The sequence below is a fragment of the Clostridium grantii DSM 8605 genome, from assembly GCF_900129965.1.
In the GTDB taxonomy this organism is placed as follows: Bacteria; Bacillota; Clostridia; order Clostridiales; family Clostridiaceae; genus Clostridium_AF; species Clostridium_AF grantii.
This window is the reverse complement of the sequence record NZ_FQXM01000013.1, coordinates 78,747-101,071: the sequence shown is the minus strand read 5'-3', so window position 1 is coordinate 101,071 and position 22,325 is coordinate 78,747. Positions and strand designations below refer to the sequence as shown.

Annotated in this window: 15 protein-coding genes; all 15 read left to right on the top strand. The window is 30.2% G+C overall.

The features are described from left to right. Positions 1-94: 94 nt before the first annotated feature. The 15 genes from BUB83_RS12405 to BUB83_RS12335 all read left to right on the top strand — a co-directional run bounded on the left by BUB83_RS12405 (position 95) and on the right by BUB83_RS12335 (position 22,310). Positions 95-814, top strand: a complete 720-nt coding sequence (locus BUB83_RS12405) for a tetratricopeptide repeat protein (RefSeq protein ID WP_073338787.1) — start codon at positions 95-97, stop codon at positions 812-814. A gap of 21 nt (positions 815-835) precedes the next feature. Next, complete coding sequence (locus tag BUB83_RS12400; protein ID WP_073338786.1) at positions 836-1,534, top strand: DUF624 domain-containing protein; 699 nt, start codon at positions 836-838, stop codon at positions 1,532-1,534. Positions 1,535-1,688: 154 nt separating this feature from the next. Continuing rightward, the gene (locus tag BUB83_RS12395; RefSeq protein ID WP_073338785.1) at positions 1,689-3,266 is read left to right on the top strand and encodes a glycoside hydrolase family 43 protein; all 1,578 of its coding nucleotides are present in this window, start codon (positions 1,689-1,691) and stop codon (positions 3,264-3,266) included. Between the two features lie 104 nt (positions 3,267-3,370). Continuing rightward, the gene (locus BUB83_RS12390; RefSeq protein ID WP_084133548.1) at positions 3,371-4,351 is read left to right on the top strand and encodes an ABC transporter permease; all 981 of its coding nucleotides are present in this window, start codon (positions 3,371-3,373) and stop codon (positions 4,349-4,351) included. A 13-nt stretch (positions 4,352-4,364) separates the two neighbouring features. Then, positions 4,365-5,270, top strand: a complete 906-nt coding sequence (locus BUB83_RS12385; protein ID WP_073338784.1) for a carbohydrate ABC transporter permease — start codon at positions 4,365-4,367, stop codon at positions 5,268-5,270. Positions 5,271-5,396: 126 nt separating this feature from the next. Next, a complete protein-coding gene (locus BUB83_RS12380) occupies positions 5,397-7,184 on the top strand; it encodes a sensor histidine kinase (RefSeq protein WP_073338783.1) in 1,788 nt (595 codons plus the stop codon). An 18-nt stretch (positions 7,185-7,202) separates the two neighbouring features. Further along, positions 7,203-8,777 (top strand): response regulator transcription factor, encoded by a 1,575-nt coding sequence (locus BUB83_RS12375; protein WP_073338782.1) that lies wholly within the window; start codon positions 7,203-7,205, stop codon positions 8,775-8,777. A gap of 103 nt (positions 8,778-8,880) precedes the next feature. Continuing rightward, the gene (locus BUB83_RS12370) at positions 8,881-10,557 is read left to right on the top strand and encodes an ABC transporter substrate-binding protein (RefSeq protein ID WP_073338781.1); all 1,677 of its coding nucleotides are present in this window, start codon (positions 8,881-8,883) and stop codon (positions 10,555-10,557) included. A 101-nt stretch (positions 10,558-10,658) separates the two neighbouring features. After that, positions 10,659-11,720 carry an endo-1,4-beta-xylanase gene (locus tag BUB83_RS12365; RefSeq protein ID WP_084133547.1) on the top strand — a complete coding sequence of 354 codons (1,062 nt, stop codon included), beginning with the start codon at positions 10,659-10,661 and terminating at the stop codon, positions 11,718-11,720. Between the two features lie 399 nt (positions 11,721-12,119). Next, positions 12,120-16,787: an endo-1,4-beta-xylanase gene (locus BUB83_RS12360; RefSeq protein WP_073338780.1), complete on the top strand. Its 4,668-nt coding sequence runs from the start codon at positions 12,120-12,122 to the stop codon at positions 16,785-16,787. A 212-nt stretch (positions 16,788-16,999) separates the two neighbouring features. After that, positions 17,000-19,081 carry a glycoside hydrolase family 52 protein gene (locus tag BUB83_RS12355; protein WP_073338779.1) on the top strand — a complete coding sequence of 694 codons (2,082 nt, stop codon included), beginning with the start codon at positions 17,000-17,002 and terminating at the stop codon, positions 19,079-19,081. Positions 19,082-19,438: 357 nt separating this feature from the next. Continuing rightward, complete coding sequence (locus BUB83_RS12350; protein WP_073338778.1) at positions 19,439-20,065, top strand: methyltransferase domain-containing protein; 627 nt, start codon at positions 19,439-19,441, stop codon at positions 20,063-20,065. A 272-nt stretch (positions 20,066-20,337) separates the two neighbouring features. Continuing rightward, complete coding sequence (locus BUB83_RS12345) at positions 20,338-20,565, top strand: hypothetical protein (protein WP_073338777.1); 228 nt, start codon at positions 20,338-20,340, stop codon at positions 20,563-20,565. Beyond that, positions 20,534-21,832: an FAD-dependent oxidoreductase gene (locus BUB83_RS21305; RefSeq protein WP_242950676.1), complete on the top strand. Its 1,299-nt coding sequence runs from the start codon at positions 20,534-20,536 to the stop codon at positions 21,830-21,832. The genes BUB83_RS12345 and BUB83_RS21305 overlap by 32 nt, the downstream gene beginning before the upstream one ends. Before the next feature lie 85 nt (positions 21,833-21,917). Then, on the top strand, positions 21,918-22,310 hold the full coding sequence (locus BUB83_RS12335) for a DUF302 domain-containing protein (protein WP_073338776.1): 393 nt from the start codon (positions 21,918-21,920) through the stop codon (positions 22,308-22,310). Positions 22,311-22,325: the final 15 nt, after the last annotated feature.

Sequence of the window (22,325 nt, the reverse complement as noted above, 5' to 3'; positions counted from 1 at the left end):
GCTATAAACTTCCAACCCTTTTATATTTGATAATATATAAATTTCCATATATAATAAATAAAGATAAGTTTTTATAGAAGTTGGAGGAGAACATATGTTAAAAATACATTCAATTTATCTGAAAATAAAAGGTAATAGAGCTTATGGTAGAGGAGATGTGGATGCTTGTTTAAATTATTATAAAAAAGCTTGTAAGTACAAGAAGAAAGGAGCAAAGGAAACCAAATTACTTTATGGAAATCTTTTGCTTAAACAAGGCAGAGTTGAGGAAGCACATGAAGTTTTTAATGAATTATTAGGTTCAAAATTAAATGAAAAAGAAGAACTACTTTTAAAAGGAAATATATCTTTAATAGAATATAAAAAAGGAAACTTAACCAAAGCCATTGAAATTTTAGAAGAGTTAGATAACAAAAATATAAAAGCTACTTACATATATCAAAATTTAGGATGTTTTTATTTGTTAAACAAAGATTATGAAAAAGCTTTAAAATTCAATTTAGAAGCTTTTAGTTACGACAGTACTGACAAAGTTATTCTTGATAACTTAGGTCAAACATATTTATTACAAAAAAACTATGATAAAGCTACAGAAATTTATGAGGATTTGTTGGAACAAATTCCTAATTTCCCTGAGCCTTATTATAATTTTGCTTTAGTAAAATTAGCTTTTAATGAAAAAAAGGAAGCTATTGATTTATTAAATAAAGCACTTAATACAAAGATTACATTTTTATGTACTCTTACTAAAAAACAAATTGAAGAAAAAATTGAGGAAATCGAAACCTCTAACACCGAACAACTAACAAACTAACTAACTAAAAGGAGGATCACCATGAAAAAAAGAGAATTCGGAGAAGGCCCAATATATGTATTAACAAATTATATATTTTGGTTTTTATTAGGTAATATATACTTTTTATTATTAAACATACCTTTTATATTTGTATTTACTTTATATCTTATGAATCCAGTAGAAGGATATACTTTTTTATTTTTTCTATCAAGTATTCCAATTGGACCAGCTTTTCTAGCTTTGCTTAGTACCATGGGCAAGATTGTGAGAGAAAAGGATGTAAATTTAACAAGCCACTTTTTCGGGGCTTATAAGAAGAATTTCTTTGAAGGCATATTTTACTGGATACTTTTCATTTTGTTTATTATGATTGTATATTTTGATTTATTATTTGTAAATTCAAATTATAGTTCTGCTATACTAACTAGAGTTGTTCAAATATTAGGGCTCTTTGTTATTGCCTTTGGACTATTTGTATTCCCTATAGTTTCAAGATTTTACTTTAGAGCTAAAGATACTTTGAAAATTGCAATTAAATATTTTGTTAAGAAAGTACATATTGCAATAACAAATGTTGTTATTGCTGGAGGGCTAGTTTATCTTGCTTTTAAAATAAATATCTTAATTATATTTATTTTTAGTATTATAGCTTATTGTATAATGTTTTTACAAAATCCTGTGTTGCAAGAAATTGAAGATAGCATTGAAAATAAAGAAAACAAAGGAAATAAAGAGTAGTGTTTACTTAATAATATGCTCCAAAACCATTTTTACAATAAGTGGTTTTGGAGTTTTTTTATTTAATTTTCTATATTTTTAGCTTGATTTTTGGGTTGATGTTGTGAATGGCGTCATGTATATTTAAAGCAATTAAAACAAAGGGGTGTATTCAATGACAAAATTTAAAAACCCAATAATTCCAGGATTTTATCCAGATCCATCAATTTGCAGAGTGGGGGAAGATTATTATTTAGTTACCTCATCTTTTGCATATTTCCCAGGAGTACCTATTTTTCATAGTAAAGATTTAGTTAATTGGGAACAAATTGGCCATGTACTAGATAGAGAATCTCAACTTGATTTAGATGGATTGGAACAATCTCAGGGAATTTTTGCTCCTACCATTAGATACAATGATGGGATTTTTTATATGATTACAACAAATGTAGATAAAAAAGGTAATTTTATAGTAACTGCAACAAATCCAGCAGGACCATGGTCAGATCCTTATTATTTAGATTCACCAGGCATAGACCCTTCATTATTTTTTGATGATGATGGAAAAGTTTATTACACAGGTAATAGATACGCGCCAGAAGGACAAGCTTATGATGGCAATTGTGAAATATGGATGCAAGAACTAGATTTAAAAGAAATGAAGCTTATAGGAGAAGATATTGGTATATGGCGAGGAGCATTAAAAGATGCTGTTTGGCCTGAAGGACCTCATATATATAAGGTTGATGGCATGTATTATTTATTAATTTCTGAGGCTGGTACAGCGCATCATCACGCTTTAACTATTGCAAAAAGCAAAAATATAAAAGGTCCTTATATAGGTAATCCAGGAAACCCAATTTTAACCCATAGACATTTAGGTAAAAATTTTCCTATTACAAATGTGGGTCATGGAGATTTAGTAGAAACTGAAAATGGAGAGTGGTGGTGTGTTTGCTTGGCCTCACGTCCTTATGGTGGTTATTTTAGAAATATGGGAAGAGAAACTTTTTTAGTTCCTGTGGAATGGGAAGATGGTTGGCCAGTACTAAGTCCTGGGACAGGTAAGGTGGAATGGACTTATGATATGCTTAATTTAAAAGATAAAGAAGCGGAAATCAAACCATACCTAGATTTAGATAATTTTCAAGGAAGAATCTTAGATTTTAAATGGAACTTTCTTCGTACCCCAAGAGAAAAATTTTGGAGTTTAGAAGAAGAAAAAGGCTTATTAGCTTTGAAATTGAGACCTGAAAGTATAAATGATTTAGCTAATCCAAGTTTAATTATTAGAAGGCAGCAACATATAAATTTTTCGGCTAGTACTTTATTAGAATTCACACCAGAAAAAGAAGGGGAAACAGCAGGACTTGTATTATTGCAAAGTAATTTATTCAATTTTCAACTTGTTTATAAAATAGAAAACTCAAAGAAAGTTTTACAATTAATTAAATGCACAGATGGAGAAAATCAAGTTTTAGCGGAAAAAGAAATAGAAGCAAGCAAACTTTGCTTAAAAGTAAAAGCTCGGGGACAGGTACTGACTTTTTATTATAAAGAAAGTGGAGTTGAATTAAGTGATTCAGAAGATATGAAAATATTAGTTGACCACATTGACGGAAGAATTTTAAGCACAGATATAGCAGGTGGCTTTGTTGGAACTACTCTAGGAATGTATGCTAGTAGCAATAAAGAAGAAAGTAATAATGTAGTTTATTTCCATTGGTTTAAATATAAAGAGGATATTATTTAACACATCTAAGATTTTAAAGGGAAAAACTAAATTTTCTTAGGTTGTTGGTAAACGGTATCTATAATAAAATTTAATTAAGACAAAGCTTGTGAGGAGGAACAAAAATGACAGATTTAGTAAACGGTTCCGAAAAAGAAAAATTATCTATAGATAATAAAAAGAAAAAAGGAACTAACGGGGAATTTTTAAAAACCTGTAAAAAACAAAAAGGTTTAATTATTATGTCAAGTGTGTTTATAATCTATATTGCGGTTTTTTATTACGTTCCTATATGGGGATGGTTAATGGCCTTTCAAGATTATAAGCCAGCACTAGGTATTAGCGGATCAAAATTTGTAGGATTAAAACATTTTAAAGATTTATTCTCAGATGAAACTTTTGTAAGAGTATTAAGAAATACTTTAGGAATGAGTTTCTTGAATATTACCTTTGGATTTGTTACAGCTATAACTTTAGCGGTATTTTTAAATGAAGTAAGAAATATGATGTTTAAGAAAGTGGTACAAACTATTTCCTACTTACCTCATTTTATTTCTTGGGTTGTAGCTGCAAGTTTGGTTTATATGACTTTATCTACAGATGGAGGTATATTAAATACTATTCTAGTTAAGTTACATATTTTAGATTTACCAGTTTTATGGTTAGGTAAAGAAAAATATTTTTGGTGGATAATTGCTTTAAGTAATGTGTGGAAAGAAGTAGGTTGGAATGCAATTATTTATCTTGCAGCCATGACTGCTATTGACCCTAGTTTATACGAAGCAGCTAGTATTGATGGAGCAGGAAGACTTAAAAGAATCTTTAAAATTACTATCCCAGGAATTATGCCTACGGTAAAAATTCTATTAATCATGCAATGTGGATGGATACTAAATGCTGGATTTGAGCAACAATTATTATTAGGAAATTCAATGGTTATCAGAGTTTCAGAAGTTCTTGATATATTTGTTCTTAAATATGGTATTGCTATGAATAGATATTCATTTGCTACAGCTGCAGGTATTTTCAAAAGCTTAGTAAGTATTATATTGTTATTCGCAGCGAATACAGTAGCTAAAAAATTCGGTGACGAAGGTTTACTATAAGGAGGAATCATTTATGAGTGGACATAGATTTTACAAATCAAGTAAAGAAGATATTATAGTAGATACGGTCATAAATATAAGTTTAACTTTTTTATTAATAGTTACATTATATCCTTTCTTGAATATGATAGCAGTTTCTTTAAACGATGCTACAGATTCATTAAGAGGGGGAATATATCTTTGGCCTAGAGAATTTACTTTATATAATTACAAAAATATTTTAAAAGATACTACAATTTATCATGCAACTATGATTTCTGTTTTGAGAACAGTAATAGGAACAACTACTTCTCTTGTGGCACACGTTATATTAGCTTATATACTTAGTAGAAAAGATTTTGTGTTTAGAAAACCATTAACTGCAATTTTAGTTTTAACAATGTATTTTAGTGGAGGTCTTATACCAACATATTTTCTTTTTAGATCACTACATTTATTAAACAGTTTTAATGTTTATATTGTTCCAGCTCTTTTAAGTGCTTTTAATGTAATTATTATCAGAACTTATATAGAAGGATTACCTAATAGTTTAATAGAATCAGCTAAAATTGATGGTGCTAATGAAATGCAAGTATTAATTAAAATTATTACTCCATTAATATTACCGGTTATAGCAACTGTTGCTTTATTTATTTCAGTTGGTCAATGGAACTCTTGGTTTGATACTTATATCTTTGCTTCGAGTAATGAAAAACTAAGTACTCTTCAATATGAACTTATGAAAAAATTAGCATCTGCGCAGCAGAATATGAGTGCATCAGGACCGGATTACTCAGCTAAGGGAGGATCTCAATCAGTAACACCTAACTCCATTAGAGCAACAATGACAATTATAGCTACAGCTCCAATATTGTGTGTATATCCATTCTTACAAAAATACTTTATTACTGGACTTACATTAGGCGGAGTTAAAGAATAAAATTGTAAAATTAAGGTAAGTAACTGTAAATAGTTGCTTGCCTATTTTGGGCTTTAGAAAATTTATTTTTTAATATAAGTTATGATATAATACAAATAAGCAATTAAATTATCAAGGGTGGTTTCTATGAAAAATAAAGTAAGACATTTAAAAAAATTAATAGAGTGGCTTAATGATATTAGCATAAAAAGAAAGATTATGATTATTTATTTGTTTTGTGTTTTGGTACCTATAGTGGCCATTAATAGTATATTTTATATGTCTATTTCAAAAAATGTAAAAAAAGAAGAAAAAACAAATACAGAGCAATCTATGAATAGGGTACTTATAGACATAACAACTCAGGTTGAACAATGTGTTAGAGTTGGACAGATTTTGAATTCAAATAGTGAGCTTAATAAAATATTAGAGAATGAGAATCAGGATGTATCTACTTATTTAACAGAATATAAAAAATATATTCAAACAGATGTACAAAGATTTGAACCTGTTTATAATCAAATTGCGAATATTAATATTTATACTTCTAACAATACCATTCCAAGTGGGGGAAATGTTTTGTTTTTGGATTATAAAGTAAAAGAAGCAGATTGGTATAATACTTACTTAAATTCAAATGAAAGAAATATTATTTTTCCTAATATAGTTGAAGGAACAAAAGGATTATTAGGGGATAAAAGATATATTAGTGTTATCAGTAGTTTGAATAATTTGCAGGTAAATGATAGAAAAAATAAATTTGTTAAAATTGATTTGAGCATTAATTCTTTTAAGGAAGTGCTTAGAGGAGAAAAATTTAAAGGTACTTTGTATTTGATAGATGGAGAAAATAGAGTTATTTTTTCTAATAATCCTTTGTATTCAAACAATTGGAATGAATATCTGGAGCTAAATAGTGACTATTTTACTGAAAACGATTATGTTATTAGCAAGTCTTTTGGTGAAAGTAGTTATTTGAATCAGTGGACATTAATTGGGGTTTTTGAAGAAAAAAGTTTATCAGAGAATATTGGTGGATCATCCAGTATTGTTGTTTTCACAGCTTTTATAAGTTTAATAATTACGACTATAATTATAATAATGGTATCTTTTTCTATTAAAAGTAGATTAGAGCTTGTATCCAACCATATTAATGAGTTGCCAGAGAAAAACTTTCAATTAATGGAAGTAAACCCAGGTAAGGATGAAATAGGGGTATTGATAAAAGAAGTTAATAGAAGTACTTTAAGAATAAAAAATTTAATTGATGAGGTTTACGAAGCAGGAATTCAAAAGAATTCAGCTGAGTTAAAAGCTCTTCAAAGTCAGATTAACCCCCATTTTCTATATAATACTCTTAATACTGTTAGGCTTAGATGTGTATTAAAAAAAGAAAATGAAACTGCTGATATCATAAAATATATGGCTAAGATATTTAGAAGAATTGTTAATTGGAATCATGATATTATAGAGATAAGAGAAGAATTGGAATTTGTGGAAGATTTCTTGAAAATCCAAAAGTATAGATATGGTGAAAAACTTAGCTATATTATAAATACTGGAGATAATATTGAGAATTATAAAATTCCTAAGATGACTATTCAAACTTTAGTTGAAAATGCTAGTATCCATGGTATTGAACTATCAGAAAAACAAGGTAAAATAACTATTGATGTAAATATAATTGAGGATAGATTATGTGTGCAAGTTAAAGATAATGGTGTTGGAATTGAAAAAAATAAGTTAATAAAAATAAAAGCTAAACTTTATAGGGAAGATAAAAATGATGAGGAACTTGAAAATAGTGTGGGATTAATTAATGTATATAAAAGATTAAATTTAGAATTTTCAAATTCTGTTTATTTTGATATTGAAAGTATTGAGGATCAGGGAACTAAAGTGTGCTTTGCAATTCCCTTAATACAAATGAACTAACGAAAGGAGAAATTTAATATGTTTAAAGTTTTATTAGTTGATGATGAACCCTTTGTTACAAAGGCTTTAAAGGTGTTAATTGATTGGGAAGAACAAGGTTATGTTGTTTGTGGGGAAGCTAAGGATGGTAAAGATGCTTTATGTAAAATAGAAAAAACAAAGCCGGATTTAGTAATTACTGATATTAGAATGCCTAGATTAGATGGAATAAATTTAATAAAGCATTGTGTGGAAGAGTTAAATTTAAAAACCAAATTCATAATTTTAAGTGGTTATAATGAGTTTAAATTGGCTCAGCAAGCAATTAAATATAAAGTTAAAGATTATATTTTAAAACCCATTGATGAGGATGAATTAATAGAAAAACTTAAGGAAATTCATGAGGAAATAAAAAAGGAAAAAGAAGTAGAAACATTAATTGAAAGTACAAATAATTTGTTTACTCAAAGTTTTGTGGAAAAATTAATTAAAAATCAACAGAGTATTGTTGAAGTAGAATGGTTAGATAATAAGTTGAAATTGAAGCAAAATGAAATCTTAAGGTATTGCATTATTAAACTAGAGCAAAGATACAAGGATGAATTTGGGGAAGAACAAAATAAGATAAATAAAAATCAAATTTTATCAATATTAAAAAGTAAAGATTATTTCTATATTATTAAAGAAAGTAAAAACAAAATTCAGGTTATTCTTAAAGAAAATGTAAAAGAAGACAATACTTTTAATGGAAGAATAAATAATTTCCTACAAGAAGCAAATGAAATAGATAATTTAGTGGTTTCAATTTATTTAGGAGGAAAAATAAATTCTTTAGATAAACTAAAGGATTCTTATGAACAATGTTTAAAAACTGTGGAGTATAGTTTCTATAAAGAGAAAGATAGTTTGATTTATTATGAGCAGATTAAGAAACCAGAGATGACTTTTAGTTTAGAGAAAACTTTATCTGTTAAAACTGTGGTAAAAGCCATAGAAATGGGTGAATATAGTGAAATTCAAAAGGAACTAGCAATTGTATTTAAGCAATTTCAAAGTAGTTTAGCACCTGTAGAAGCTGTGAAAATTTATATTAATAATGTGATTATTAAAACTATGAAAATCATGGTAGAGCTAAGTGGAGAAGTAGATTTATTTTCAAAGAAATATTCTTATTTTGTATATAATATGGAAAACTTTAACCTTCAAGAAGTACAGGAAAAAACTTTAAAGTTTTGCTTGAAAAGTAGTTGCTATATTAAGGAATTGCAACAAGGGAATTCCATGGGCGTAATTAATGAAATCGAAAAATATATAAAAGAAAATTATATGAAGGACATAAGTTTAAAGGCATTATCTGAAAAATATTATATGAATTCAGTTTATTTGGGGCAACAATTTAAAAGATATTTTGGTATTAATTTTAATGATTATTTAAATGAACTTAGGATTGAGGAAGCTAAAAAGCAACTTAGTAGAACAAATAAAAAGATTTATGAAATAGCTGAAAGCGTTGGTTATAAAAATACGGATTATTTTGTAAGTAGATTTCAGAAGTTTACTAACACTTCACCTTCCAAATATAGGAAAATAGCTTTAAAAGAACATCAATCTTAAAATATAAAGGAAAAACCTAAAGTTTATATGGTTGTCGAAACAAGCAAAAGTTTGTACAATTAATCTTGTAAACTATTACAACTTAATTTTGGGAGGAAAAAAAATGAAGACTAGAAGAATTTTAGGGTTAGTTTTAACAGGGGTTTTAGCTCTTTCTTTATTAGCAGGATGTTCAGGAAAAAATAATGAAACTGCTAACACAAATAAAGCTACTTCGAATGAAGCAGTTGAAGAAATGAGTACTGAACCAGTAACATTTAGTATGTTTTATGGTATGTTGAATGGAACACAATTTGGTTGGGATAATGACCAAGCAAAATATGTAACTGAAAAAACCGGTGTTACAATTGATATGGATTATGTTGTAGGAGATCTTCCTACAAAGGTTGGAGTAATGATTGCATCTGGTGATTACCCAGATTTCATTTGGGGACATGACCAACATAACAAATTTATAGAAGCTGGTGCAGCAATTCCTTTAAATGATTTAATTGATAAATATGGGAAAAACATCAAAAAAGTATATGGCCCACTGTTGAATAAAATAAAAAGTGAAGATGGAAATATTTATTTCTTACCACCTTATAGAGAAGATGTAGATAACTCAAAAGCTAACAGAGGATTCTATGTACAAAGACGTGTTTTAGAAGAAGCAGGATATCCAGAATTAACAACTTTAGATGAGTACTTTGCTTTATTAAGTGATTATGCTAAGAAACATCCTGAAACTGAAGGAAAAGAAACTATCGCATTTAGTTTCATAACTGATTCTTGGAGATTCTTTACTTTAACAAATGCTCCTTCAGATTTAAGAGGATTTACAAATGATGGATTCTGTCAATTTGATCCAGCTACTCTTGAAGGAAAAGCGTATACAGCAAATGAAGATTCAAAAAAATATTGGGAAGCTCTTAATAAATTATACTTAGAAGGATTACTTGATCCAGAAGCTTTCACAATGAACTATGATCAATATATTGAAAAAGTAACTACAGGTAGAGTTTTAGGATTCTACGATCAATGGTGGCAAATGCTTCCAGCTCAAAACTCATTAGCTGAACAAGGAAAAGATGAGTATGTATATGTAGGAATGCCTTTAGTTTGGGATGATACAGTAGAAGAAAGATATCAAACACCAGGAGTTCCTATAACAAGAGATGGAATAAGTATTTCTGTTAACTGTAAAGACCCAGTAAGAGCTATTCAATTTATTGATTGGATGCTTGAAGAAGATCAACAAAAATTGTTTACTTGGGGAGAAGAAGGCGTAGATTACACTGTTAATGAAGAAGGAAGATTCTACAGAACAGATGAGCAAAGAGAGAAATTAAAAACAGAAGAATATAGATTAAAAAGAGGTATAGGTGCTTTCTCATATCCATGGCCTACAAATGCAAATGTTGCAACATATGAAGATGGTAATTCTTGGAATCCAACTGGACAACCAGAAGAAATAACTGCTGGTTACACTGATGCTGATAAAAAAGTTCTTGAAGCTTATGGAGTAGAAACTTATGGACAAATGTTTAATGAAACAACAGGAAATCCATGGGGAGAAGCTTGGGATATCAAACCAGAAGATGGTTCTGATGTTCAAATTACATTAGCAAAAGCAGAAGAATTAACTAAAACTTATGTACCAAAATTAATATTGGCTGATGCAGGAAAATATCAAGCTATATGGGATGAGTATAAAGCTGAGTATGAAAAACTTGATATAGCAGCTGTTGAAGAATTCTTCACAACAAAAGTAAAAGAAAGAGTTGAAGCTTGGAAATAGTATTTTAAACTAATAAATAAAGCTATAAATTAAAATTCGGTCAGTATTCAACATGCTGACCGAATTATTTGTATATCCATAATATTTACAAGGAGAAAAATATGAAAAAAATAAAGATTATTCTAATAGTGGTAGCAAGTATCTTAGTAATGGGCATTTTACAAGGGTGTAGTAGTAAAAAAGATGTTTCATTAAGTGAAAAATACAAAGAATACTTCCCAATAGGTGCTGCTGTAACTCCGGAGAATATAGTTACTTATGATAGTGTTTTGAAAAAAAACTTTAATAGTTTAACAGCAGAAAATGTAATGAAGTTTAGTGAAATTCATCCTACTGAAGATAGATATTCTTTTGAAAAAGCTGATGCTATTGTGGATTATGCTATGGAAAATAATATGCTAGTAAGAGGACATACTTTAGCTTGGTATAATCAAGTTCCAAGCTGGGTGTTCAAGGATAATAAAGAAGTAGCTAGTAAAGAATTAGTGCTGCAAAGACTAGAAGATCATATTAAAACAGTAGTTGGAAGATATAAAGGGAAGGTTTATTGTTGGGATGTTGTAAACGAAGCTATAGATGATGGACCTTTAACCTTGAGAAGAAGCCCATGGACAGAGATAACAGGGGATGAATACATAAAAAATGCTTTTATCTGGACTCATGAAGCAGATCCAGAGGCAGAATTATTCTACAATGATTATAATATGGTATTACCAGAAAAAAGAGATAAAGCTTATGAAATGATAAAAGAATTAAAAGAACAAGGAATCCCAATAACGGGAGTAGGTATTCAAGCACACTGGACTTTGAATTGGCCACAAATTAGTGATATTGAAGCAGCAATTGAAAAATTCGCTTCTCTTGGAATAAAGGTACAAATAACAGAATTAGATATGTCTTATTACTCTTGGGATGATGAATCAACAAAATATTCAGAACCAACTGAGGAAACATCAGCATTACAAGCACAAAGATACAAAGAAATCTTTGAAGTTTTAAGAAAGCACAAAGAGGTTATTAGCGGAGTAACTTTTTGGGGTGTAACAGATGATTCTTCTTGGTTAAATTATATTCCTGTAAAAGGAAGACCAAATTGGCCTCTTTTATTCGATAGTGAAATGAATCCAAAAGAAGCATATTGGAGTATTGTAGACTTTAAGTAAAACTTAATTAATATATATACCCCTGTAGGGGCGGGTTTCCATGCCCGCCCTATTTTTTATTCCATGCCCGCCCTATTTTTTATTCCATGCCCGCCCTATTTTTTATTATATAGAAAATTATAAATTATATCCTTTAGTTCAGATAGAAAGCATATATGCTTTTATTATATGAAATAGTGAACAGGGTATATTAAGAATTATACCCAAAAAGAACCAAAAACTATACATTTCAAAAGTTTTAATAAACTTTGTATGGTTAAAATGATGTAAACGTTGTTATATTATAGATATATATAAACAAATCATTTCAATAATTGATTTATGAATAAGGTGTGTTTATAGGTTTAAATCCACTAATATTTTAAAGCAAAGAAAATATAAAAAGGGGGTAAATTAAAAATGAGGATTAAAAAAAGAATGGCAAAGATTTTAAGTTTTTCAATGGCATTGTTTCTTATGATTGGACTGATGGGCAACTTAACAGTTCTAGCAGAAGAAACCTCAGAAAATCTCATAGTAAATGGAGATTTTGAAATGGGCTCAACAGATAATTGGTTTCCTAACGGTAATGCATCTTTAGAAGCTGTTGAAGATGTGGTTGCTTCAGGAAGTTATTCTGGTAAAGTTACTGGAAGAACTCAAGGATATGAAGGAGCAGCATATACTATACTTGATAAAGTTAAAGTTGGAAATACTTATAACTTTACTTTAAAGGCAAGAGCAGTTGAGGGACAAGCTGCAAATGGGCACGATAATGCACTAACAATAACTGTACATGGAGTTGATGAGAGTCCTAATGAGGGATTTTATGACACTGTTGCTTGGCAACAGCCTATTACAGAAGATTCATGGACAACTATTAGTGGAAGTTATAAAGTACATGCTACAGGAGAATTAACTGATTTATACTTTTACGTTGAAGCACAAGATACAACGCTTGAGTATTACATCGATGATGTGGTAGTTACAGAAGAAAAAAGTGAAGATAATACAGAAACACCAGCTACAGTTTCTAAAGTTGAAAACGTTATTCGTTCAGATTTTGAAACTGATGAAGTTGAGAAATGGACTTCAAATGGTGGATGTGAGTTAACATTAGATGAAAGCACTAAATTCTCAGGCTCTAAAGCTTTATTTGTTAAAAATAGATTAGGGACTTGGGATGGTCCTATAATTGATGCAACAAACGCATTAGAAAAAGGACAAAAATATCATATTTCTTTTTGGGTAAAGTATGATGATGAGAAAGGAAATGCAACTCAATCTTTTGTCATTTCAATGCGATTAAATTACTCTTCTAGAACTGAACCAGAGTACAATAATATATCAACGGGCTTAGTAAAAAAAGGTGAATGGACTTTAGTTGAGGGAGATTATACTGTACCAAATAGTGATGATTTAAGTACACTTTCTTTATATATGGAAACTCCATATAAACAGGATGCAGATACAACTCCAGCAGATAAACTTGATTTTTATTTGGATAATGTTTCAGTAGATTTAATTCCAACAGATAATTCAGTAGGAGTTAAAAATGTTGTTGAAAACTCTGACTTTGAAAGTGGAGAAACTACAAACTGGAGTTCATATAGAACTATAGAGGCAGTTAAAGAAGAACAGCACACTGGGGAATATAGTTTAAAATCAACTGGAAAAGATGAAGGATGGCAAGGACCAACAATTGATTTGACAGGAAAAGTTGTCAGCGGAAAACCTTATGATATTTCTTTCTGGGTTAAATATAATGAAGGAAATGATACAGAAAATTTGAAATTAACTTCAAAAAGAGTTCAAACGGGTTCTGAGGATGCTTATCAAAATGCAACAGATATAGTAACTATATCTAAGGGTGTTTGGAATCAAGTTACAGGTACATATACATTTGATTTTACAGATGACTTGGAAAGCTTATCAGCATACTTTGAAGCAACTGACAATGGTGCTTTAGATTTTTACCTTGATGATGTAGTAATTCACGGAGACGGAATTGGAACAGGAATTGAGGATGAAGTGTTAAGCATTGAAGAAGATATTCCATCTTTATCATCTGTGTTTTCAGATTATTTTAAAGTGGGAGTAGCTCTTCCACAATCTGTTTTTGCTAATAAAGATAGTTTGCATTATAAATTAGCAGCACAACATTTCAATAGTGTTGTTGCAGAAAACGAAATGAAACCACATGTTATTCAAGCAACCGAAGGAAATTTTAACTTTGCACCAGGAGATAGTTTAGTGGCTTTTGCTGAAGAAAACAATATGAAACTTAGAGGACATACTTTACTTTGGCATATTGAAGCACCAGAATGGTTTTTCCAAGATCCGGTAGATCCAACAAAACCAGCTACTAGAGAATTGTTATTAGAAAGATTAAAAACACATATTGACACTGTAGTTACTCATTTTGCAGGTAAAGTTTCTGAGTGGGATGTAGTAAATGAAGTTATATCCGACAATTCGGGGTTAAGGGATAGCAAATGGAGACAAATAATCGGCGATGATTATATAGAATATGCTTTTAGATATGCACGTGCAGCAGCAGATGCAGCGGGAGCACCTGAAACAAAATTATATATAAATGATTATAATTTATCAGGTAGTGAAAGTAAAAGAACAGATTTATATAATTTAGTTAAAGATTTAAAAGCTAAAGGGGTTCCAATTGATGGAATTGGTATGCAATCTCATATTACAATCAATGAACCTTCAGTAGAAGAAATTAAAAAAACAATAGACTTATTTGCATCTTTAGGAGTTGAAGTTGCAATAACTGAATTAGATATGACAATATACGATAACGCTTCTCAATCTACAGATAAGGCAAGTGCAGAAGTTTTATCTAAGCAAGCAAGAAGATATAAAGAAATATTTGATTTATTAAAAGCAGAGAAAGATAAGTTGTCAGGAGTTACATTATGGGGAATTTCTGATGATAAATCATGGTTAGACTATGCTGTTGTGGCAGGAAGAAAAGATGCTCCATTATTATTTGGAAGAGATTTAAAAGCAAAACCTGCTTATTGGGCATTGGTAGATGAATCTAAAATACCTGTATATAAATTAGATATTAATGCATTTAAAGGAACACCTATTTTAGGAGAAACTGTTGATAAAGTATGGAATACTATTAAACCATTTAATATTAGTACAGTGGTAAAAGGTGTAAATGGTGCCACTTCAAGAGTTAAAATGATGTGGGATGATAAAAATCTTTATGTATTAATGGATGTTAAGGATAGTACCTTAAATGAAAAAGATAGTGTAGAAATATTTATTGATAGAAATAATAGCAAAGCAGATTTATATGAAGCAGATGATAGTAATTACAAGATAAGTTATAAAAATGAAGGAAGTTCTGAGATTAAGCATTATACAAAAACTACAAGCACTGGATATCAAGTTCAAGTTGAAATTCCATTAACAGAATTAACTCCAAAGACAGGCGATATGTTGGGTATAGATTTTAAGGTTAATGATGATAAGGGAAATGGTGAAGTTGAGTCTGAAGTAGTATACTCAGATTATTCAAATGTTCAAAGTTCAAGTACAGCTAATTTTGCAAGACTTACACTTCAAAAAGAAGTAAAACAAGCAACTGCAGAATATGGCAAAGTAACAATTGATGGAACTATAGAAGAAGCTTGGAGTAACGTTGAAGCAGTTTCTACAGAAGTTTGGGTTCCAGCTACAGTAACAAATGGTTCTACAGGAAAAGCTAGAGCAATGTGGGATGAAGATAATTTTTATGTGTTGGTGGAAGTAACTGATAATAAATTAAGTAAAGCAAGTGCAAATGTTTGGGAGCAAGATTCAGTTGAAGTTTTCCTTGATAAAGACAACGCAAAATCTTCAGTTTATGATGCTAATGATGGACAATATAGAGTGAATTTTGACAATGAGACAAGTTTCGGTGGAGCTACTGATTCTACAGGATTTAAATCTGCTACAGTGAAAACTGATACAGGTTATATTGTAGAAATTGCTATTCCTATGACTGGATTAAAAGCAGAATCAGGCAAGACATTAGGTTATGATATTCAAATAAATAATGATAATGGAAATGGTACAAGAAGTACGGTAGCAATGTGGTGTGACCCATCAGGAGATTCATGGAAAAATACATCCGGCTGGGGTAATGTTTTATTAAGTAAAGCTGAAACAGGTAATACAGGAGACACAGGTAATACAGGAGATACAGGTAATACAGGAGATACAGGTAATACAGGAGATACAGGAAACACAGGAGATACAGGAAACACAGGAACTACAGGAAACACAGGAGATACAGGAAACACAGGAACTACAGGAAACACAGGAACTACAGGAAACACAGGAGATACAAGTAACACAGGAACTACAGGAACTACAGGAACTACAGGAACTACAGGAACTACAGATAACACAAATAATACAAGTCTAGACAATAACGATAAAACTGAAACTGCAAAAACAATTAAAACAATTACTGATATTGCAGAGGGAAGTAAAACAGTTATAAGTTTAGAAGGTAAAAATGTTGAAAAGGCTGTATTTGAATCAATAAAGAATCAAAATAAGTCTGTTACTTTTATTAAAAATGGAGTACAATGGACATTCAATGGTAAAGATATTACAAAAGAGATAAAAGATATTGATTTAAGTGTAGAAATAGCTGGAATAAACAATGCAAAAACTGTTAATAAAGAAGCAATAAAAGCAAAGGTAAAAGGGGAAGATGTGGTTGTAATTTCATTTGCAGAAAATGGAGTATTACCAGGTAAAGCCACTATTACAACAAACTTAGGAGCTTCATGGGCAGATAAAAACACAGTTTATGTTTATTATTATAATCCTACAACAAATAAAGCAGAGAAAATTGCTGGACCAATAAAAGCAGATGCAGCAGGTAATATAACTTTTGATATAACACATTGTAGTGATTATTTTGTGTCTGATAAAAATTTAGTATCAGCAGGAATACTACCTAAAACAGGAAGTTCAATAGATTTTACAATAATGATGCTTTTAGGAACAATAGTAATGATTGCAGGAATAAGTTTGTTGGTAAAGAAAAACAAAGTTACTAATTAATAAATTTTAATCTGTAGGGCGGGTTTCCATTACCGCCCTTTTTTTACATCCAAATTCACTTTTTATTTATTAAGAATAACATTCATCTAAATATATAATTAATAAAAACTATATATTTCAAAGATTTTAATAAAGTTTATATGGTTAAAAACATGTAAACGTTGCTATAATATAAAGGTATAGTTTTAAAAAAGACTAAGGAGAAGATGAAGATGAATAATAAATCATATCAAGCGCATCATAGTAGTTTCGGGGCATATGCAAGTTTTCTATTAGGAAAAATAGGCCAAGGTGGTGGATTTTCACTCAGTGATGTAAGATCCCCAAATAAAAATATTTATATTGGTTATAAAAACAGAATGATGAATTTACTACCTTTTGCAAATTTGGATTTCGGTAATAAATTAGCAGAGTTTGGATTAGAAGCTTCTGAAAATAAAAATGATGAAAAAATCAATTTATTTAATGAAGATAGTATTGAAAGAGAAATGAAATGGGCAAGCGATAGCTGGAAGGCTGGAGACTTAAGTTTTAAAATATATAGCCCCTTTGATAAAGTAAAAGACATTGACACTTTAACTAAAGAAGAAAAAAAATTATTATTAGCTCCAGGATTTATAGGAGAAATTACTTTAGACAATTCTAATAATCCAGGAGAAGCAGAAATAATTTTTGGAATGCAGTTGGATGAAAATGCAAGACTATTGTCTGATAATGATGAATTTTCATTATTGGGGGGAGCTGTAGATACAAGATATGGCTTTGGTTGTGAAGCTTCTGAAGAAATCCAAGAAAATATTGATTGGATGACTTTATTAGAAATGATGGATAAAAAATCCCCACTACTTAATAAATTAGGTAATGAGGTGGTTCTTAGAATAAAAGTTAAACCTTACAGCAAGAAAACTATGCACTTTGCTTTTGCTACATATCAAGGTGGAAACATTACATCTGGAATAAAAAGTAAATTTGCTTACACAGAATTATTTGAGGATTTAGAAGAAGTTATGGAATTTTTATTGAAAAATAAAGATTACTATATTAATATTTGTGATTCAAAGGATAAGGAACTAGAGGAAAGTAAATTAAATGAGTATAGAAAATTCTTAATAGCTCATTCAACTCACAGCTATTATGCAAATACAGAATTATTATTAGATAAGGATAATAAATACCTTTGGGTAGCAAACGAAGGTGAATATAGAATGATGAATACCTTTGATTTAACTGTGGACCATTTACACTGGGAAATGAAATATCACCCTTGGACTATGAAGAATTCTCTTGATTTATTTGTAGATAGATATTCTTATGATGAAGGGGTTAAAGATTTAGAAGGAAAGAAGTATAAAGGCGGAATTTCTTTCACTCATGATATGGGTGTGGCAAACATGTTTTCTCCAAAAGCATACTCTTCCTATGAAAGATCAAATTTAAGCGGCTGTTTTGGATATATGACAGCAGAGCAATTGGTAAACTGGGTTCTTTGTGGAGCTGTTTATGCACTTAATGCAGGAGATAATGAATGGGTTAATAATAATTTGGATTTATTTGATAAATGCTATGAATCATTATTAGCAAGAGATTTAAATGACGATGGAATAATTGATACAGATAGTTTACGTTGTGGAACTGGCGCAGAAATAACTACTTATGATAGTTTGGACATAAGTTTAGGGCAAGCAAGAAATAATCTATATCTAGCAGTAAAAACATGGGCTGCGTATGTTTGTATGGAAGATCTTTATAACAAGCTAGGCAAAAATGAAAAAGCTATGGAAATGCAACAAAAAGCTTTAAATTTATGTGATAGCTTAGTAGAAAAATTCGATGTTAATGAAAAATATATCCCAGCTGTTTTTGAAAGTGGAAATGAATCAAGAATTATTCCTGCTATAGAAGGTCTTGTTTTCCCTTATGTTATAGGAGATAAAGATGCTGTTAGTGAGGATGGAAGATACTCAAAACTTGTAAAAGTTTTAAAAGCACATCTTGATACTATACTAGTTAAAGGTATTTGCTTAGACCCAGTTTCAGGTGGGTGGAAACTTTCTTCTACAAGTAATAATACATGGATGAGTAAAATTTTCTTATGCCAATATGCTGCAGAAGATATATTAAATATGGATTTCACTGAAGAAGAAATAATTGAGTGGGATAGAGTGCACGCTTTCTGGCAAACTGTACCTTGCAATGAGCAATGTGCAACAGACCAAGTTCATAGCGAGACAGGAAAGGATTTAGGAAGTAGATTATATCCTAGATTAGTTACTAATATATTGTTTATGAAATAGATATGGTATAAAATTTTTAAACTTTAAAAAGTAAATTTATAAAAAAAGAGGCTGTCTCGGAATTAACTCTGAGACAGCCTCTTTGATTGTATATTAATTCTATTTTTTAATAGTTATTTTTCTTATTTCTTCGTCATCAGATCTTAATTTACCTTTACCAGGAAAAGCATCATTTCCATTAACAGCATGTTCTTTTACCCATCCTCTAACTGTAGCTTCATTAAACCAGTATTTTGATGTTAAAAATATTGAATAGCTATTATCAAAAAAGCAAATAACTAAAAAGTATTGACAAGTAAAGAAAAAAGGTTTACATTCATATTATACCTATAGGGGGTATAAAGAGGGAGAGTTTAGATGGATAAATTAATTGAAAATATACAAAAAAGATATGAAGAAGAAAGTAAAACTAGTTGTAATCTAAGTTGTGGTAGCAATCTTGAATATCTCCAGTTAAATTCGGGGGAAAAAGTATTGGATTTGGGTTGTGGAAGAGGAAAAGAGACAATACTAGCTGCAAAAATGGTAGCACCAAATGGCGAGGCTGTTGGTATGGATATTACAGAAGCTATGATTGCTGAAGCTAATAACAATATATATTTAGAAAAATTAACAAATATAAAATTTGTATTTGGAGATATTAATAATATACCTTTTGATAATAATTCTTTTGACGCTGTTATTAGTAATTGTGTTATTAATCATGCAAAAAATAAATTAATCGTATATAAGGATATTCATAGAGTTCTAAAACCAGGTGGGAGATTTGTCATATCAGATGCGGTAACAAAGGACCCTCTTCCAGATGATATAAAAAACGATCCAGTTGCCTGGGGTGAGTGTTTCGGCGGTGCCATTACAGAAGATGAATATCTTAAAAGTATTGAGAAAGCAAATTTTAGTAAGGTTGAAATTTTGAAAAGAAGAGAGTATATAAAAAATGGATATGATTTTATTAGCCTAACAATTAAGGCTTTTAAATAAAATAATGAACTGTAAGGAGGGGTAGAAGTGAAAAAAGTAACAAAAAAAGATAATGATAAAGAAAAGGCTTGTTGCAAAGAAGAACATAAAACTGCTCAATGTTGTTCAAAGTCTGCAAAAGTAGTAGCGGGCTGCCACGACTAATGTTTTAAAACAGTGCTTATTTGGTTGAGTTTGAGAGAAATTGCGAACTACCCGTTCGCAGTTTTTCTTAGTTCACAGGTCACAGCCATTTCATTCAACTAACAAACTATTCGTTTGGAGGGAACTAAATGCATTATAGTAAAAACAATATAATTGTAAAAATTGAAAACTCTAATCCTGTTGAGTATGCAATATTAAATCCCATTACAGGAAGTTTTGATTTAATGAATCAGGATGAATATACAGATTTGATGAGATTTAAAAACAATGAAAACACAGATAATATAGATTATGAATTTGTTACTTATATTTTGGAGAGAGGTTATGTATTTCATAATTCGGGGGAGAGCCCTTGATAAATACTCCGGCCCAAAAAAAATGGTTGAATACATAATTGACAAATGTGCAGAGTTTCATTATGAGATTGCCGCTGTAACCAATGCTTATGATTTGATTGATTATATTGATATTCTTAAAAAAGCAAAAGTGAAAGAACTTCAAGTAACATTGGATGGTAGCAAAGAGGTACATAATAGTAGAAGAGGGGCCGCTAATGGGAAAGGTACCTTTGACAGAATAATTTTAGGTATGGAAAAAGCAATTGAAAATAAAATTCCAATCAATTTTAGGACTGTTTTGGATAATGAAAACATAGGAGATTTAATCAATCTGGTAGAATTTTTGGATTCAAAAGGTTGGTTGGATTTAGGTTTTGAGTATTTCAAGACTCAAATAGGAAGAAATTACGAACTGTTTGAATGTTATGCTAAGCCGCAACATTTGATGTCTCAAGCAGAACTTTGGGCAAAGTATGCTCAGTTAAGTCGAGAATATCCAATTTTAAAAAAATTCCATAAGCCTGACTTTAAAGGCATAAGACATTTGGTTGAAACAGGAAATATGTATATGGCTAGTTTTGATACTTGTCCAGCAACTAAAACTGAATGGGTTTTTGATTTTAATGAGGATGTAAAGTATGTGAAAACAGAAGATACTGAATTCTATGCAAAAGCAGCAATAATTGCTTCTGGTGCATCACCTCGTGCACTTAATGCGGAAGATGCTGATTTATTTAAAGGAAAAGGAATTCATTATTGTGCAACTTGTGACGGGTCTATGTATCAAGATAGAAAAATTGTTGTTATAGGTGGGGGAAACTCAGCTGTAGAAGAAGCTGTTTTCTTAACTAGATTTGCTACACATGTTACAATAATTCACCAATTTGATCATTTTCAATCTTCCTTAAAAGCTCAAGAAGAAGCTTTGAGTAATGAAAAAATTGATGTAATATGGGATTCAGAAGTTAGAAAAGTAAATGGTCAAGGACATGCGCTTACTTCAGTAGTAGTTGAGAATATTAAAACAAAAGAAATAACTGAAGTTCCAACTGAAGGTGCTTTTGTTTATATTGGGACTGAACCTAAATCAACAATGTATAAAGGTCAAGTTAATATAAACGATTGGGGTTACATTGTTGCAGGAGAAGATACAAAAACTGATGTAGGTGGAGTTTTCGTAGCAGGAGATATAAGAACAAAAGCCATTAGGCAAGTAGTAACTGCTGCCTCAGATGGAGCGGTGTCTGCAATTATGGCAGAGAGATATATTTCAGATTTGAAATAACCTACGTTTTCGGAAACTTTTAGAATAAGTCTGAGTTCCAACAATATTTAAAAATAAAACACTAGACAATTAAGGAGTGATTAAAATGGATTTAAAATACAGTGTAAAAACAAAAAAAACTTTTGAAGAGGCAACAACTAGTTTGAAAGAAAATTTAGTTGAAAGTAAATTTGGTGTGTTATGGGAAATGAATTTCAAAGATAAACTGCAAGAAAAAGGTTTAGATTTTAATTCGAATTTTAGAGTAATGGAAGTTTGTAATCCACCAAAAGCTAAAGAAGTGTTAGATAAAAACATAGAGATTGGATTTTTCTTACCATGCAAACTTGCTGTTTATGAAAAGGATGGAGAAACGTATATAGGAATGATTAAACCAACATTATTAATGGGCATGGTAGAAATGGAAGGATTAGACGAAGTAGCTGAAGAAGTAGAAACTACTTTAAAAGCAGCCATAGATAAAACAGTTGCACAATAACAAACACAGAAAAAG